This window comes from Ancylobacter vacuolatus, from assembly GCF_030813595.1.
GTDB lineage: Bacteria > Pseudomonadota > Alphaproteobacteria > Rhizobiales > Xanthobacteraceae > Ancylobacter > Ancylobacter vacuolatus.
Genome location: NZ_JAUSUH010000003.1, coordinates 284,820 through 300,295, shown reverse-complemented (window position 1 = coordinate 300,295; position 15,476 = coordinate 284,820). Strand labels below are relative to the sequence as shown.

Genomic DNA, 15,476 nt, shown 5'->3' with positions numbered 1-15,476 from the left:
TCTGAGGCGACGGCGCGCTGCGCGCCTTCGTCATGCTGAGCAGCGGGGCAGCGCCCCGCGTCTCGACGCACGCGCCGTTCTCAGTCGCGGAATACCACGGTGCGGTGGCCGTTCAACAGCACCCGGTCGTCGAGGTGCCAGGCCAGCGCCCGGGCGAGCACCCGGCGCTCGATGTCGCGGCCCTTGCGCACCAGGTCCTCGGCGGTGTCCTGATGGCTGATGCGCTCGACATCCTGCTCGATGATCGGGCCCTCGTCGAGGTCGGAGGTGACGTAATGCGCGGTGGCGCCGATCAGCTTCACCCCGCGCTCATGCGCCTGGTGATAGGGCTTGGCGCCCTTGAAGCCGGGCAGGAAGGAATGGTGGATGTTGATGCAGCGCCCCGAGAGCTTGGCCGACAGCCCGTCCGAGAGCACCTGCATGTAGCGCGCCAGCACCGCCACTTCGGCGCCGCTCGACTGGAACAGCTCCCACAGCTGGGCCTCCTGTTCCATCTTGGTCGCCTTGGTGATCGGCAGATAGTGGAAGGGCAGGCCGGCAAGGTCGAGATGGGCGTAGGTCTCGCGCGGGTAATTGGCGGCGATGGCGACGATCTCCATCGGAATCTCGCCGATCCGCCAGCGATAGAGCAGATCGGCGAGGCAATGGTCGAATTTCGACACCAGCAACATCACCCGCCGCTTCTGGCTGCGCGGGCGCAGGCGCCAGTCGAGCGCGAACTTTTCCGCGACGGCCTCGAAATCCGCCTTCAGCGCCTCCAGCGGGCCGGAGCCGGCGGCGCGGTCGAACATCACCCGCATGAAGAAGCGGCCGCTCTCGGTGGCGTCGAATTGCTGCGCCTCCAGAATGTTGCCGCCATGCTCGAACAGGAAGGTCGCGACGGCGGCGACGATGCCCGGCCGGTCGGGGCAGGAGAGGGTGAGGATGCAGGGTTCGGTGCTGTCGGTCATGAGTCTGTCTCGTCGAAACGCCGGTGCGCCGCAAAGGCGCCGGGCCGTTCTAGGGGAGAAGGGGTGACGGGGAAAGCGCGCGGCGCGCCGCCGTCAACCTCGTCCCGCTGTCCCGTTCTCCAGACGCAGGCCAAACTCGGCGCCGCTGGCGACGAGGAAACGCGTGAAGCTCGCCTCCAGGCTGCGCGCCACGAGCAGGCGCCAGCCGCTCTCATGCACCCGCCACAGGGTCACGCCGATATGGGCGATCACGGTGGTGGCGGCGTGGCCGGGCAGAAACACGCGCGGATCGAGGTCGATCAGCGCGCCCTTGGCGATGAGATCGGGCACCTTGTCGCCCGCGAGGTCGAAGGTGACATAGGCGTCGTCCTGTTCGGTGATCGCCGCCTCAACCCCCAGCAGCGCGCGCAGCGTGCCGGCAAGGTCCGGCTCGGTCTTCGACAGCACGAGGAAGCGCCCCGGCCCGGTGCCGACCACGGTGGAGGCGGCGCCGATCGCCGCGCGGGCCTGGTCGGCCACTTCCACCCCGAAGGCGCGGCCGAGCCGGCCCGCCACACTGGCGGCAAAGCCGTTGCGGGCGACGACCAGCGCGATGAACGGCGTGTCCGTGGTGGCGACGGTGACGCCCGCCGCCCCGCCCGCGCCATAGGCACCGGAAGGGGGCACACGGTCGAACGGGATGCCCGCGAGGGGATCGTGAGACGAATGGTCAGCCACGAAGGCGCACTCCTTCCGGATCGATGAAGCCGGGCGCGCAGATTTCTACCTCGATTTCCTCGCCGCGCACCGGGTCATAGGCGCGCACCCGCTCGCCCAGGCGCTCCGGCCCGCGTGTGATCAGGCCAAGGCCGATCCAGTGGCCCAGATGCGGGGAATAGGCGACCGAGGTCATGTAGCCCTGATCGTTCGCCATCGTGGGCGCCGCGCCGAGGGGGAGGAAATGCGCGCCCGCCCGCAGCCGGCGCGAGGGGTCCACCGGCCTGAAGCCGACAAAGGCCGGCCGGTCGGGATCGGTGAGGCCCGGTCGCGCCGCGAGCGTGCGGCCGATATAGTCCTTCTTGGTCGAGGCCATGCGGCCGAAGCCGAGATCGCCGGCCGTGGTCTGGCCGGACAATTCGTTGCCGGAGACATGGCCCTTCTCGATCCGCATCACCCCCAGCGCCTCGATGCCATAGGGCGTGATGCCGAACTCTTCACCCGCCTGCATCAGCGCTTGCGCCAGCGCCGCGCCAAAGCGGGCGGGCACGGCGATCTCATAGCCCAGCTCGCCGGAGAAGGAGAGGCGGAACAGCCGCGCCTTCACCCCGCCCATGACCGTGCCTTCGATGGCGCCCATGAAGGGCAGCGCCGCGTTCGAGACATCGCCATCGGCCACCCGGGCGAGAACGTCGCGGGCGCGCGGGCCGGCAAGGGCGATCTGCGCCCATTGCTCGGAGACCGAGGACAGCGCCACGTCGAGCTCCGGCCACAGCACCTGCAGGCAGAATTCCAGATGCTGATAGACCTTGGCCGCATTGGCCGTGGTGGTGGTCATCACATAATGCTCGGGCGCCAGCCGGGCGGTGGTGCCGTCATCCATCACCATGCCGTCCTCGCGCAGCATGACGCCATAGCGCGCCTTGCCCACCGCGAGCGCCGCGAAGCCGTTAATGTAGACGCGGTCGAGGAAGGCGCCGACATCGCGGCCCTGAAGGTCGATCTTGCCGAAGGTCGAGACGTCGATCAGCCCGACGCCGGCGCGCACCGAGGTCACCTCGCGCGACACCGTCTCCAGCCAGTCTTTTTCGCCGTTGCGCGGAAAATACTGCGCCCGCAGCCACGCCCCGGTCTCGATGAACACCGCGCCCTGCGCGCGCGCCCATTCATGCGTCGGGGTAAGGCGCACCGGGCGGAAATCCTTGCCCCGATGGTGCCCGGCCAGCGCGCCCATGGAGACGGGCGTATAGGGCGGGCGGAAGATGGTGGTGCCGGTCTCGGGGATCGAGGCGCCGGTGAGGCTCGCCATGATAGCGAGGCCGGTGACGTTGGAGGTGCGCCCCTGGTCGGTCGCCATCCCGAGCGTGGTGTAGCGCTTGAGCAGTTCGACCGAGCGGAAGCCCTCCTTATGGGCGATGCCGACATCCTTGGCGGTGACGTCGTTCTGCAAATCGACAAAGGCCGCGCCCTTCGAGCCTTCCACATGCCAGAACGGGGTGAGAGCGAAGGGGGCGTCCGCCACATCAGGCACGTCGAGGGCGGGCACGGTGAAGCCGAGCGCCTGCGCGGCTTCCGCGCCTATGGCCGCGCCGTCCTTCAGGCACGCGCCGAGGCCGAACACGCCCTTGGCCGCCCCGGCCACGCTCAGCCCCGGCGGGCACGTGCCCGGCACGAAGGCGGCGATCGCCTCTTCCCAGCGCGGCTTGCCGCCATGGTGGCAGGTGAGGTGCACCGAAGGCGACCAGCCGCCGGAGACGGCGAGCGTGTCGGCGGCGATGCGCTCGGTGCCCGACGCGGTGGCGACGGTGAGCCCGGTGAGCGTCTTGCCTGCGGTGGCGATCACCTGTGCGCCGGTCAGCACGCGGATGCCCTCGGCCCGCGCCGCCTGGGTGAGGTCTGCCGCCACCTCGGTGCGCACGTCGATAATGGTCTCAACAGGCGCCCCGGCGGCATGTGCCGCCAGCATCTCCCGCCACGCGCCGTCATTATTGGCGAACAGCGCGATCTTTTGCCCCGGCAGCACGGCGTGGCGCTGCACATAGGTGCCGACCGCCCCGGCCAGCATCACGCCCGGCCGGTCATTGCCGCCGAACACGATCGGCCGCTCGGTGGCGCCTGCCGCCAGCACGGCGCGCCGCGCGATGATGCGCCACAGGCGCTGGCGCGGCTGGAACGGGGCGGGCTCGGGGAGGTGGTCGCTCACCCGCTCCAGCGCGCCATAGGTGCCGCTGTCATAGACGCCGAACACGCTGGTGCGGGTCATCACCCGCACAGTGGGCAGGCTCATGAGTTCCGCCACCATTTCGGCGGCGAAGGCCGGTGCGGGCTTGCGGCCGACATCGCCGGCCTCGGCATTGAGCCCGCCGCCGGGCAGGAAGTCCTCATCGGCGAGGATCACCCGCGCCCCCGCGCGCCCGGCCGCCAGCGCCGCCATCAGCCCGGCCGGGCCGGCGCCGATGACGAGCACATCGCAGAAGGCGGTGGCCTTCTCGTAATGATCGGGATCCGCCTCCTCCGCCGCCCGGCCGAGCCCGGCGGCGCGGCGGATGATCGGCTCATACAGCTTCTCCCAGAAGGCGGCGGGCCACATGAAGGTCTTGTAGTAGAAGCCGGCGCCGAGAAACGGCTGGAGGAAGCGGTTGAGGCTCAGCGCATCGACGGCGAGCGAGGGCCAACGGTTCTGGCTGGCGGCCTCCAGCCCGTCATAGAGTTCGGTGACGGTGGCGCGGCTGTTGGGCTCGCGCCGCGCGCCGGAGCGCAGCTCCACCAGCGCGTTCGGCTCCTCCGCCCCGGCGGAAAAGATGCCGCGCGGGCGGTGATATTTGAACGAGCGCCCGACCAGCCGCACGCCATTGGCCAGCAGCGCCGAGGCCAGCGTGTCGCCTTCATAGCCGCGGTAGCGCGTGCCGTCGAAGCTGAAGCCGAGCGGGCGGGCCCGGTCGATCAGGCCGCCGGCAGTGAGACGGTTGCGGTTGGACGTACTCATGCCGGCTCTCCCGCAACACGCGCGGCAACGGCGCCTGAGATGGCATGGGTGCGGGTGTCGCGCGCGACGCGCAGCCACTGCCGGCAGCCATTGGCGTGGTACCACCACTCCTCATGCGCCCCGGCCGGGTTGTCGCGCAGATAGACATAATCGTGGAACGCCTGTTCCGCCTCCGCCGCCGCCGGGTCGGGGCGCGTCAGGGTGGCGTCGCCGAGATAGGCGAATTCATGGGCGTCGCGTTCGCCGCAATAGGGGCAGGGGATACGCATCAGGCGGCACCTTTGGGAGGAAGCCCCTCACCCGGATCGCGGGGCGATCCGACCTCTCCCCCACGGGGAGAGGTGAAGGGCGGCCGGCTCCCTCTCCCCGTGGGGGAGAGGGATGGGGTGAGGGGGAGGGCGCTAATGGCGGTCATCAATGCAGGTTCGGTTGGGCGCCGACTCCCTTCTCGTCGATGAGATGGCCGGTGCGGAAGCGGTCGAGCCGGAAGGCGCCGGCGGTTTCGTGCGGCTCGCCCTTCGCCAGCAGATGGGCGAAGCACCAGCCCGAGGCCGGCGTCGCCTTGAAGCCGCCATAGCACCAGCCGGCATTGAGGAAGAGCCCCGGCACCGGCGTGCGGTCGATGATCGGCGAGCCGTCCATCGACATGTCCATGATGCCGCCCCAGTGCCGCAGCAGCCGCAGCCTTCCGATGCGCGGCATCAGGGCCATGCCGCCCTCGCACACATCCTCGATCACGGGGAGATTGCCGCGCTGGGCGTAGGAATTATAGCCGTCGATGTCGCCGCCAAACACCAGCCCGCCCTTGTCGGATTGCGAGATGTAGAAATGCCCGGCGCCGAAGGTGATGACGCCGTCGACGACAGGCTTCAGCCCCTCGGAGACGAAGGCCTGCAGCACATGGCTCTCGATCGGCAGCCGCAGCCCGGCCATGCCGGCGACGCGCGAGGAAGAGCCCGCGACCGCCACCGCGACCTTGCCCGCCCGCACCGCGCCGCGCGTGGTCTCCACCCCGACAATGGCGTCGCCCTCGCGGATGAACCCGGTCACCTCGCAATTCTGCACGATATCGACGCCGAGCCGGTCGGCGGCGCGGGCATAGCCCCACACGACGGCGTCGTGGCGGGCGGTGCCGGCGCGGGCCTGCAGCAGCCCGCCCTGGATGGGGAAGCGCGCATTGTCGAAATCGAGGAACGGGTACATCGCCTTGACGCGCGCCTTGTCCAGCAGCTGCGAATCGACGCCGGCGAGCCGCATCGCGTTGCCGCGCCGTGCATAGGCGTCGCGCTGGGCGTCGGAATGGAACAGGTTGAGAATGCCGCGCTGGCTCACCATCGCGTTGTAGTTCAGCTCCTGCTCCAGCCCCTCCCACAGCTTCATCGACCATTCGTAGAACGGCTCATTGCCCGGCAGGAGATAGTTGGAGCGGATGATGGTGGTATTGCGCCCGGCATTGCCGGAGCCGATGACGCCCTTTTCCAGCACCGCGACATTGCGGATGCCGTGCACCTTGGCGAGGTAATAGGCGGTCGCCAGCCCATGCCCGCCACCACCGACGATGATCACGTCATAAGCGGGCTTCGGCGCCGCGTCGCGCCAGGCCGGGGTCCAGCGGGACTGCCCGGAAAGCCCGTTGGCAAGGAGGCTGAGAAAGGAATAGCGCATGAGGGCTCGCTCGGGGACGATCGGTGCCAGACACGGCGAAAACCTATAGATCAACCTCGATCTGGTGATAATATAAGTTTTGGTTATAGACGAGCCCAAGAGGACACCGTCATCCTGAGGTGCGAGTGAAACGAGCCTCGAAGGATGGGCTTTCCGCGCACCCCGATATCCCTCTACGCCCGGCTCGCGCCGGGCACCTCAGGATGACGGCGCGACACGAAAGACCGCCCCATGCCCCCCGCCGACACGCTGCCCTTCGACCTGCGCGCACTGGAAATCTTCCTCGCCGTCTGCGACGCCGGCACCATGGCGCAGGCGGCGCGCCGGCTTGGGCTGACCCAGCCGGCGATCTCGCAGGCGGTGGCGGACCTTGAGCGCCGCATCGGCATCGGCCTGTTCGACCGCAGCGCCCGCCCGCTCGGCCTCACCGCCGCCGGCGGCGCGCTGCGCCAGCGGGCGAGCGCGCTGCTGTCGGAAGCGCGCCAGATCGCGCCGCTGCTGCGCGAGGCCGAGCATGCCCGCCTGCCGCTGCTGCGCGCGGGGCTGGTGGATTCGCTCTCGCGGGTGCTGATGGCGCCGCTCGCCCGGGCGCTGGGGGAAAAGGCGGAGCAGGTGTCGCTTTTGTCGGGCCTCACCGCCTCCCATGCCGGGGCGCTGCTGACCCGCCAGCTCGACCTTCTGGTCGGCGCCGACGATCTCGATGAGATCGAGGGGCTGGAGCGCTGGCCGCTGCTCACCGAGCCCTATCTGCTGCTGCTGCCGGCGGCGCTTCCCGCTCCCGCCAACGCGGCGGAGCTGGAGATGCTGGCCGCCACCGTGCCGCTGGTGCGCTTTTCCGCCCGTTCCAAGACCGGCATGGAGGTGGAGCGGCATCTGCGTCGGTTGCGGCTCGATCTGCCGCGCCCGCTGGAATTCGACACACCCTATGGCGTCACCGCCGCTGTGGTCGAGGGGGCGGGCTTCGCCGTCACCACCCCGCTCTGCCTGTTGGAGGCCGGCCTGCCGCTCGATGGCCTCGCCTGCCACGCGTTGCCCGGGCCGGGGCTGACCCGGCATCTCACTCTGATCGCCCGCCGGCAGGAATTGGGGCGCCTGCCACGCGAGACCGCCGCCTTCTGCCGGGAGCGGCTCGTCGCCCAGCGCGGCGCGGTGGCGGCGCTGGTGGGCGAGAAGCTGGCGGGGGAATTCGCGGTGGAGGGGTGAGGGCGACGTGTCCCGGACGCCTGAGCGTCAGCGGAAGGCGAGCCGGGACCCAGCGGAAAACTCTTCCGCACAAACTTCTTCGGCGCCGGCAAAAAGAACGCCCGCCCGGTCCCCTGGGCCCCGGATCGGCGCCGCGCGGGGCGCGGCTGGTCCGGGGAACGCCTCTGACGATGGAGCGGCGCGGCTGGTCCGGGGAACGGCCGCCCGCTCACCCCCGAACCGCTTCAGCGCCCGCGCGGCGTTGAGCCCGCCAGCGCCGCCACCGCGCCCTGGTGCGCGGTCCGCCGCAATCGGGGCCGGAACGGCAAAGGTCGTGATTTACCTTTGGAAAGGGTGTACCGTCCCTAGCGGCTCGCTGACGCCGAACTCCTTGGCTCGCCCTTGCGGCGCAAAGGACGATCGCGATGAAGATCTTTGGTAGCGCCCTTGCCCTGACGGGCGCCATCCTGATGGCCGGGGTCGCCATGGCGGAGGAGAATATCGGATCGAAAGTCATCGACCCTTCCCTGCAGATGCGCGTTAAACCGAAGGTGCAGCCCCCCGTCGGAACGGATGCGGCCACACGCGCGCGCGACGTGCCCGCCTCGGGCGCGCGGCCGGTCGCTCCACCCGCAGGGCCGGCGCCTTCGCCATAATCCGTGACACCAATGCCGCCGGCGCTCGGGACCGGATCGCCCGGCACCGCCCGACGGAAGACACCTCAACGCGAGAGGGGCCGAGGCCAGGGGCCGCCCGCTCAGCCCCCGAACCGCTTCAGCGCCAGCACCGCGTTCAGCCCGCCAAAGGCGAAGGATGAGGAGATCGCGTGCTCGATCGCCGCCACCCGCGCGCCGTTCGGCACGCAGTCGAGATCGCAGTCCGGGTCGGCCTCGCGAAAGCCCATGGTCGGCGGCAGGAAGCCTTCGCGCAAGGCGAGCACGGTGGTCACGCAGTCCAGCGCGCCGGAGGCGTTCATGGTGTGGCCGTACTGCGATTTCGATGACGACACCGGCAGCCGGGCGAGGTGATCGCCGAACACCAGCCGCAGCGCGCCGGCCTCGGTCTTGTCGTTCAGCACCGTGGCGGTGCCGTGGGCGCTGACATAGTCGATCGCCTCCGGCGCCAGCCCGGCATCCTCCAGCGCGAAGCGCATCGAGGCGGCCGCGCTCGCCATGTCGGGGGCGGTGATGTCCATGCCGTCGGCGCTCATGCCGAAGCCGACCAGCTCGGCATGGATGGTGGCGCCGCGCGCCAGGGCGCGGTCCATGTTCTCCAGCACCACGGCGCCGGCGCCCTCGCCGATGACGAGGCCGGCGCGGTCCTTGGAGAACGGGCGGCAGCCATCCGGGGACAGCACGCGCAGCGCCTCCCAGCTCTTCAGCATGCCATAGGTGAGCTGCGATTCCGCCCCGCCGGACACGGCGACATCCAGCATGCCGGAACGCACCATGTGGAAGGCGGTGCCGATGGAATGGGCGGCGGACGAGCAGGCCGAGGCGATGGAAAAGGCCGGGCCGTGAATGCCGAGATCCATCGTCACATGGCTCACCTGGCCGCTCGGCATGGCGCGCGGCACGGTGAAGGGGTGCGGCCGCGCCGCGCCTTCGGCATAGAGCTTGCGGTAGCTGTCATCGACGGCGTGGAAACCGACGGAAGCGGCGAAGATGGCGCCGACGCGATGGCGCGCCACGCCTTCCAGCACCGGTCCGGCATCCGCCAGCGCCTGCCGGGCGACGACCACGGCGAATTGCGAGGTGCGGTCGATGAGGCCGAGCTGGCGCGGCTCGAAATGCTCTTCCGGCACGAAGCCGCGCACCTCGGCGGAAATCTTGGTCTTCATCGAGGAGACGTCGACGCCGCGCGTCTCGCCAATGCCCACCGTGCCGGCGCGCAGGCCTTCGAGATGGGCGGACACGTCATTGCCCAGCGCCGAGAGCGAGCCCAGCCCGGTGATGGCGACGCGAGACTTCATCAGGCGGTCTTGCCCTTCTGCGCCGCCAGCAGCTCGGCGACATGGTCGACCAGCGTGCCCACGGTCACGTCATTGCCGTTGAGCGGGCCGTCATTGGGAATCTCGATGCCGAAACGGCTCTCCAGCTTGAAGATGGTCTCGATCAGGTCGAGCGAGGAGATACCCAGTTCCGCCACCGGCGTCTCCGGGGTCAGGAGGCTCTTGTCGACCCCGACTTCGCCGGAGATGAAGTCGACGATTTCGGCGACGGCGGGATCGTCTGTCTGCATGCTGCTGCTCTGTCTCGTGTCTCGGCCCGTGAGCCGGTAGCGTTAGGTAGCACATAGAAGGGGCCCTGGGGCACCTGCCGTCAAATGACCGACATATGTGTCGGGCGCATGTCGGCCTGTTAACAGGGTACCTCAGGGCGCGGCGACCCCTCCCTGTGCCTTCATCAGGCCGGAAAGATACAGCGCCGATTGCTTCGGCGTGCGCTGCTGGTTGGCGAAATCCACCCGCACCACGCCGAAGCGCCGGCGCTCGCCTTCCGCCCATTCGAAATTGTCGAGCAGCGACCAGACGTAATAGCCCTTCAGCGCGCAGCCCTGTTCGATCGCCTGGCCCGCCGCCACCAGATGGGCGCGGATGTACTCCGTCCGCGCGGGGTCCTGCACCACGCCATCCACCGGGGCGGGGTCTTCATAGCAGGCGCCGTTTTCGGTGATGAAGACCGGCGGGTTGCCATAGGCGTCGCGCAGCCGGGCGAGCACGTCGACCATGCCCTGGGCGCTGATCGGCCAACCGAGCAGCGTCGTCGGCGTGTCCGGGGGCAGGGCGCCCCAACTCGCCTGGGCGAGGAAGGCGTTGGGCTCGTGCTTGATGTAGGACGGCCCGTAATAATTCACCCCGAGGAAGTCGATCGGCGCGCGGATCGTCTCCAGGTCGCCCGGCTGGACCAGCGGCGCGAAAGCCTCCGCAAACAGTTCGGGGTAGCGGCCATGGAACAGCGGGTCGAGATTGATCGTGTTCCAGCAGGCATCGAAGCGGGCGGCGGCAGCGATGTCGGCCGGGTCCTGCGAGGCGGGGAAGATCGGCTGCAGCGACAGCACGGTGCCGAGCTTCAGCCCCGGATGCAGCCCCTTCACGGCGGCGATGCCGGTGCCCTGCGCGAGGTTGAGGTGGTGCTGCGCCTTCACATAGCTGTCCCAGCCGGTCAGGCCCGGCGCGTGATTGCCGAAGCCATGGCCGAAAATGGCGTGCACCGAGGGCTCGTTCAGCATCGCCCACGGCTTCACCCGGTCGCCGAGCCGCTGGACGGCGGCGCGGGCATAGTCGGCGAACCAGTGGGCGATGTCGCGATTGTGCCAGCCGCCGCGTTCCTGCAGCGCCTGTGGCAGGTCCCAATGGTAGAGGCAGGCCATGGGCTGGATGCCGCGCGCCAGCAGCGTGTCGACCAGCCGGTCGTAGAAATCGAGCCCCGCCGCGTTCACCGGGCCGGTGCCGTCGGGCATCACCCGGGGCCAGGCGAGGGAGAAGCGGTAGGCCTTGAAGCCGAGATCGGCCATCAGCGCCACGTCGTCGGGGTAGCGGTGATAGTGGTCGCAGGCGACGTCGCCATTGGTGCCGTCGGCGATGCGGCCGGGCGTGTGCGAAAACACGTCCCAGATCGAGGGCTTGCGCCCGCCCTCCGCCACCGCGCCCTCGATCTGATAGGCCGAGGTGGAAGCGCCCCAGACGAAATCCGCCGGCAGGCGCGGCGTGCCGGCCGGCAGCAGAGGCGCGGCGGCAGGCAGTGCGGCGGCGGCTTGCGCGCGGGCGGTCAGGGGCAGAGCGGGTAGGCCGGCGGCGGCAAGGGCGGAGAGCAGCAGGTCACGGCGTCGCAGCATCGAAGCGGGTCCTCGAAAGGGGCCATTCCTCAGGCGGTGGCGGCGCGCAGGGCGATGAGGCCGGCGAGGATCACCCCGCTTTGCAGCAGCACGCCACCCGAGAGCCGCGCCAGCGCCGCCGGCGGGGTGAATCGGCCCGCCCGCGTCACCAGCCAGAACAGTCCGTCATTGATCTGCGGCACGGTCATGGCGCCGGCGCTCACCGCCAGCGCGGCAAGAACGCGCCCCGAGGGATCGCCGAGCCCCAGCGGGGCGGCGAGTTCCATCATCATGCCGGCGGCCGTGATGGCGGCGACCAGCGAGGAGCCCTGCAGCGTCTTGATCACGGCGGCGAGGGCGAAGGGCAGCACCAGCACCAGTGCGCCGGAGGTGGGGGCGAGGGGAATGAGATATTCCGCCGTCATATCAGCCATGCCGACATCCTGCGCCACCTTGGCGAGGCCGCCGGCGGCGCCGAGGATCAGCAGCAGCGGCGCCACCTTGGTCAGCGCCCGCCCGGCCCAGCCGGCTTCGCTCAGGCCGCCCTTCTCCCAGCTCCAGCTCAGCAGCAGCAGCAGGCCGACGCCCACCACCAGCAGCAGCACCGGATTGCCCAGCGCCAGGATGAAATGCCGGTCATTGCCGCCGCCGAACGGCTCGGAGGCGATGTCGCCCAGCGCCTGCACGATCAGCAGCGCCACCAGCACCAGGCTGACAATGAGCAGCGCCAGCGCCCCGCGCCGGGGCGCGTGCAGCGAGGTGCCTGCCATGCCGGCGGATGTGTCGAGCGGGTTCGGCGCGCCGCTGGCGCAGCCCTTTGCGAACAGCGCCCCGAACGCGCCGGCGATCAGCGCCAAAGGCAGGCCGATCGCCACCGCCAGCCCCCAGTCGGCGCGCAGAATGGTGAGGCTCGCCAGCACGGTGGGGGCGGGGATCAGCAGGCCATGGCCGGCCGAGAGCGCGAGGCCGAGGGTGAGCGCCGAGCGCGGGCTGTCGCCGCCAATGCCGCGCCGCAGCGGGTTCAGCAGCGCGAACGCCGCCGCCGGGGTCGAGCACATGCCGCCGATCAGCCCGAGCACGGCGAGCGGGCCGGAGCGGGTGCGCCAGCCGCGCGCCATCTGCTGCAGCCGTGCCGTGGCGCCGGTGCTGTCGGCGATTTCCGCCAGCAGCGCCCCCGTCACCACCACGACGCCGAGCGCCGCCAGCGTCTGGCCGAAGCCGGTGCCGAAGGACTTCACGACGAAGCTCAGCGACCAGCCGACGCCATAATTGAAGGCGAACGCCGCCAGCACCAGCGCGATGAACGGATGCACCCGCCCGCGCGCGGTGATCAGCGCGAACAGAGCGACGACGGCGACAAGGATGGCGGCGTAGATGAGATAGGACATGGGGCGGGGAACACGGGACCGAGGGGAAAGCGGCGGCAGAGGCGGGCCTCACGCTTAGCCCGCCCGGCGTGCGCTGTCACCGTGGCGAGAAGGATGATCGTCGCGACGTGACGAAGCTGCACCCGTTACCCCCGCCCGCGTCCCGCTCTCCCCCGGCGCGGCGCGCCTCACGCCAGCACCTCAGCCACCGGGCGGCGGGGCGAGAGGGGCAGCGTCGGCCCATAGCCGAAGCGCATCACCATGTCCGGCCGCAGCCCGTTCTCGCCGGCGAGCGCGGCGAGTTCCGGGCGCAGCCGCGCCACCTCCACCGCCTGGTTGATGCAGGCCAGTTTCAGCCCCAGCGCGGTGGCGGCGAGGGCGAAGCGGTGGCAGGCGCGGCCGACCTCGATCCAATGGGCGCGGTCGGCCTGCGCGCCGAAAAACACCGCGACGCCGGGCGAGGAATCGATCTGCCGGGCATATTTGTCGTTCTCGGACGCGGCGGTGACGAACAGGTCGAAGGCGCGCGGCCCGAGCCAGTCCGGCAGCGTCGGGCTGCCGCTCGCCGCCGCATAGAGCCCGTCGCCCTGGCGCATCGCGCTGGCCGGGTTGAAGCGCAGCCAGTGCTTCAATTCGGCGATAAAGGCCGGGTCGCGCATTTGCGCCTCGTTGCCCGCAAGCGTCAGGTCGCGCAGCTGGTCGAGGCGGGCGCGCTCGGTGATCAGCACGCAGCGCACGCCCTCGCGCTCGCCCGCTTGTTGCAGGCGCGCCAGCGCCTCATTCGGGACCGGGCGCCCGTCATAGAGCGCGCGCGTGCTCTGGCGCCGGGCGATGGCGGGAAAGAGCGGGTCGGGTCGCGGCGGCGCGGGGGCGAAACTGTAGCGCAGGCCGCCCTCCGGCGCGGTGCTGAAGTCGCCCGGCCGGCCGGTGGCGGCCCCGGCGATCGCCAGCGTCTCGGCGGCGCAGCCCAGGCTGACGAACAAATGGTGGTCGTCGGGATCGACCACCGGCGTCGCCCGGGTGAGGTCGGGCAGCAGGTCGATCGTGCCCGGCCCTAGCCGGAAGCGCCAGGGCTGGGTGTTGTGGCCGCTGGCGGCGAGGGTGGCGGTGCGGATGAGGTCGAGAACCTGCGGGTCCGCCGGCAGCGGCGCCCGCAGCTCCGCGCTGTAGCGTTCATAGGCGCTGGCGCTGCCGACCGCCCCGCGCCATCCCAGCCACCCGCCGGTGGCGGCTGCCGCCGCGCCGCCAGCCCCGGCGATGAGCATGTGCCGCCTGTTCATCACAACAATCCTCCCGCCGGCACCCTAGGCCCTGCGGGCGCGCGGCGCTTGATCGGGCGCAACGGCGCGTAAAAATCGGCCGGGGCGGCCCGCCGCGCGTGTCCGCGCGTCCTTGCCGCCGCGCGCGGCCTTTACTAGGTTGCCGTCCATGATCCGCTGCGCTCTTCCCCTCGCCACCGCCCTTCTCCTCGCCGCCGCGCCGGCGCTCGCGCTGACCGAGCCCCCGGCTGCGCCGGCGCCGCCCGTGGTCGCGCCCGCCACGCCGGTGCCCGGCTTTGTGCGGGCGGAAGGCACGCGCTTCGTCAATCCGGACGGATCGACCTTTCACATCAAGGGCATGAGCTTCGGCAACTGGCTGCTACCGGAAGGCTATATGTTCAAGTTCACGGTCCAGCGTTCGCCGCAGGATATCGAGGACGTGATCGAGTATCTCGCCGGCCCGGAGGAGGCGGCGCGCTTCTGGAGCGATTTCCGCGAGGCCTATATCCAGGAGGACGACGTCGCCTTCCTCGCCGCCTCCGGCTTCACCACCATCCGGGTGCCGCTGCACTGGAAGTTCTTCCTCGACCGCGCCAATCCCGACCAGGTGGACCCGAACGGCGAGGGCTGGGCCCGCATCGACCGGCTGGTCGGCTGGGCGAAGGCGCATAACATCAAGCTCATCCTCGACATCCACGCCGCCCCCGGCGGGCAGACCGGGGTGAACCATGATGATGGGGTGGGCTACCCGCTCACCTTCTATGTCCCGGAATACCGGCGCCGCACGCTCACCATGTGGCGCGCCATCGCCGAGCGCTACAAGGACGAGACGGCGGTGCTGGGATACGATCTGCTCAACGAGCCGATCACCCCCTATCACGACACCGATTTCCTGAATTCGCGGCTGGAGCCGTTCTATCGCGAGCTGGTGGAGGCGATCCGCGACGTCGACCCCAACCACCCGATCATGCTGGCGGGCGCGCAGTGGAGCACCAATTTCGACGTGTTCGGCCCGCCCTTCGCCGCTAATCTCGGCTACACCTACCACATGTTCTGGGCCGGCCCGCAGCGCAGCTCGATCCAGAAATACGTCAATTTCGGCAATCGCTGGCAGGTGCCGATCTTCATCGGCGAGACCGGCGAGCTGAACGACGACTGGAACCAGAAGTTCCGCACCCTGAACGAGCGCTTCGGCCTCGGCTGGAGCTTTTGGACCTACAAGAACCTCGACACCCCCTCCACCGTCTCCTCGATCAACAAGCCGGAGGGATGGGACGCCATCGCCCTGTTCGGCAGCGTGCCGAAGAGCCAGTGGGAGAGCATGGAAAAGCCCTCGCGCGAGGCGGTGGCGGCAACGCTGCGGGCCTATATCGAAAACGCGCGCTTCGCCAACACCACCATCCGTGCCTCCTATGTCGCCTCGCTCGGCCTGACGGCAACGTGCCCGCGCGGGGCCGCTGCCGAAACGGGCGCGGCGGCGCAGGTCCCGCCCGCCACGCTCGCGGCGGCGACGCCCGGCGCCGGCATGGCCGCGCCGACAATTTCGTGCCCGTGA

At 70.2% G+C, this 15,476-nt stretch carries 13 protein-coding genes; 3 read left to right on the top strand and 10 right to left on the bottom strand.

The features are described from left to right. Nucleotides 1–80: 80 nt before the first annotated feature. The 5 genes from purU to J2S76_RS09170 form a co-directional block, all read right to left on the bottom strand. Complete coding sequence (gene purU / locus J2S76_RS09190) at nt 81–950, bottom strand: formyltetrahydrofolate deformylase (protein WP_307059702.1); 870 nt, start codon at nt 948–950, stop codon at nt 81–83. A gap of 93 nt (nt 951–1,043) precedes the next feature. Further along, nucleotides 1,044–1,667, bottom strand: a complete 624-nt coding sequence (locus J2S76_RS09185; protein ID WP_307059700.1) for a sarcosine oxidase subunit gamma — start codon at nt 1,665–1,667, stop codon at nt 1,044–1,046. Next, on the bottom strand, nt 1,660–4,632 hold the full coding sequence (locus J2S76_RS09180) for a sarcosine oxidase subunit alpha family protein (RefSeq protein ID WP_307059698.1): 2,973 nt from the start codon (nt 4,630–4,632) through the stop codon (nt 1,660–1,662). The genes J2S76_RS09185 and J2S76_RS09180 overlap by 8 nt, the downstream gene beginning before the upstream one ends. Further along, the gene (locus tag J2S76_RS09175) at nt 4,629–4,901 is read right to left on the bottom strand and encodes a sarcosine oxidase subunit delta (RefSeq protein WP_307059696.1); all 273 of its coding nucleotides are present in this window, start codon (nt 4,899–4,901) and stop codon (nt 4,629–4,631) included. The genes J2S76_RS09180 and J2S76_RS09175 overlap by 4 nt, the downstream gene beginning before the upstream one ends. 145 nt (nt 4,902–5,046) lie before the next feature. Further along, a complete protein-coding gene (locus J2S76_RS09170) occupies nt 5,047–6,297 on the bottom strand; it encodes a sarcosine oxidase subunit beta family protein (RefSeq protein ID WP_307059694.1) in 1,251 nt (416 codons plus the stop codon). Between the two features lie 231 nt (nt 6,298–6,528). On the opposite strand from J2S76_RS09170, the gene J2S76_RS09165 reads away from it, so the two are divergent. Together J2S76_RS09165 and J2S76_RS09160 are read left to right on the top strand one after the other, a co-directional pair. Beyond that, entirely contained in the window at nt 6,529–7,500 is a 972-nt protein-coding gene (locus J2S76_RS09165; protein ID WP_307059692.1) for a LysR family transcriptional regulator, read from the top strand. Between the two features lie 404 nt (nt 7,501–7,904). Then, nucleotides 7,905–8,135 (top strand): hypothetical protein, encoded by a 231-nt coding sequence (locus J2S76_RS09160; RefSeq protein ID WP_307059690.1) that lies wholly within the window; start codon nt 7,905–7,907, stop codon nt 8,133–8,135. 101 nt (nt 8,136–8,236) lie between these two features. On the opposite strand, the gene J2S76_RS09155 is transcribed toward J2S76_RS09160, so the two are convergent. The 5 genes from J2S76_RS09155 to J2S76_RS09135 all read right to left on the bottom strand — a co-directional run bounded on the left by J2S76_RS09155 (nt 8,237) and on the right by J2S76_RS09135 (nt 13,942). Then, nucleotides 8,237–9,451, bottom strand: coding sequence for a beta-ketoacyl-[acyl-carrier-protein] synthase family protein (locus J2S76_RS09155; RefSeq protein ID WP_307059688.1), 1,215 nt, complete (start codon nt 9,449–9,451; stop codon nt 8,237–8,239). Further along, nucleotides 9,451–9,720, bottom strand: a complete 270-nt coding sequence (locus J2S76_RS09150; protein WP_307059685.1) for an acyl carrier protein — start codon at nt 9,718–9,720, stop codon at nt 9,451–9,453. Before J2S76_RS09150 ends, J2S76_RS09155 begins: the two co-directional genes overlap by 1 nt. 132 nt (nt 9,721–9,852) lie before the next feature. Further along, nucleotides 9,853–11,316 (bottom strand): GH1 family beta-glucosidase, encoded by a 1,464-nt coding sequence (locus tag J2S76_RS09145; protein ID WP_307059683.1) that lies wholly within the window; start codon nt 11,314–11,316, stop codon nt 9,853–9,855. Between the two features lie 29 nt (nt 11,317–11,345). After that, nucleotides 11,346–12,683: a GntP family permease gene (locus J2S76_RS09140; RefSeq protein WP_307059681.1), complete on the bottom strand. Its 1,338-nt coding sequence runs from the start codon at nt 12,681–12,683 to the stop codon at nt 11,346–11,348. A gap of 167 nt (nt 12,684–12,850) precedes the next feature. Beyond that, the gene (locus J2S76_RS09135) at nt 12,851–13,942 is read right to left on the bottom strand and encodes an Acg family FMN-binding oxidoreductase (RefSeq protein ID WP_307059679.1); all 1,092 of its coding nucleotides are present in this window, start codon (nt 13,940–13,942) and stop codon (nt 12,851–12,853) included. Between the two features lie 148 nt (nt 13,943–14,090). On the opposite strand from J2S76_RS09135, the gene J2S76_RS09130 reads away from it, so the two are divergent. After that, nucleotides 14,091–15,476 carry a glycoside hydrolase family 5 protein gene (locus J2S76_RS09130; RefSeq protein ID WP_307059677.1) on the top strand — a complete coding sequence of 462 codons (1,386 nt, stop codon included), beginning with the start codon at nt 14,091–14,093 and terminating at the stop codon, nt 15,474–15,476.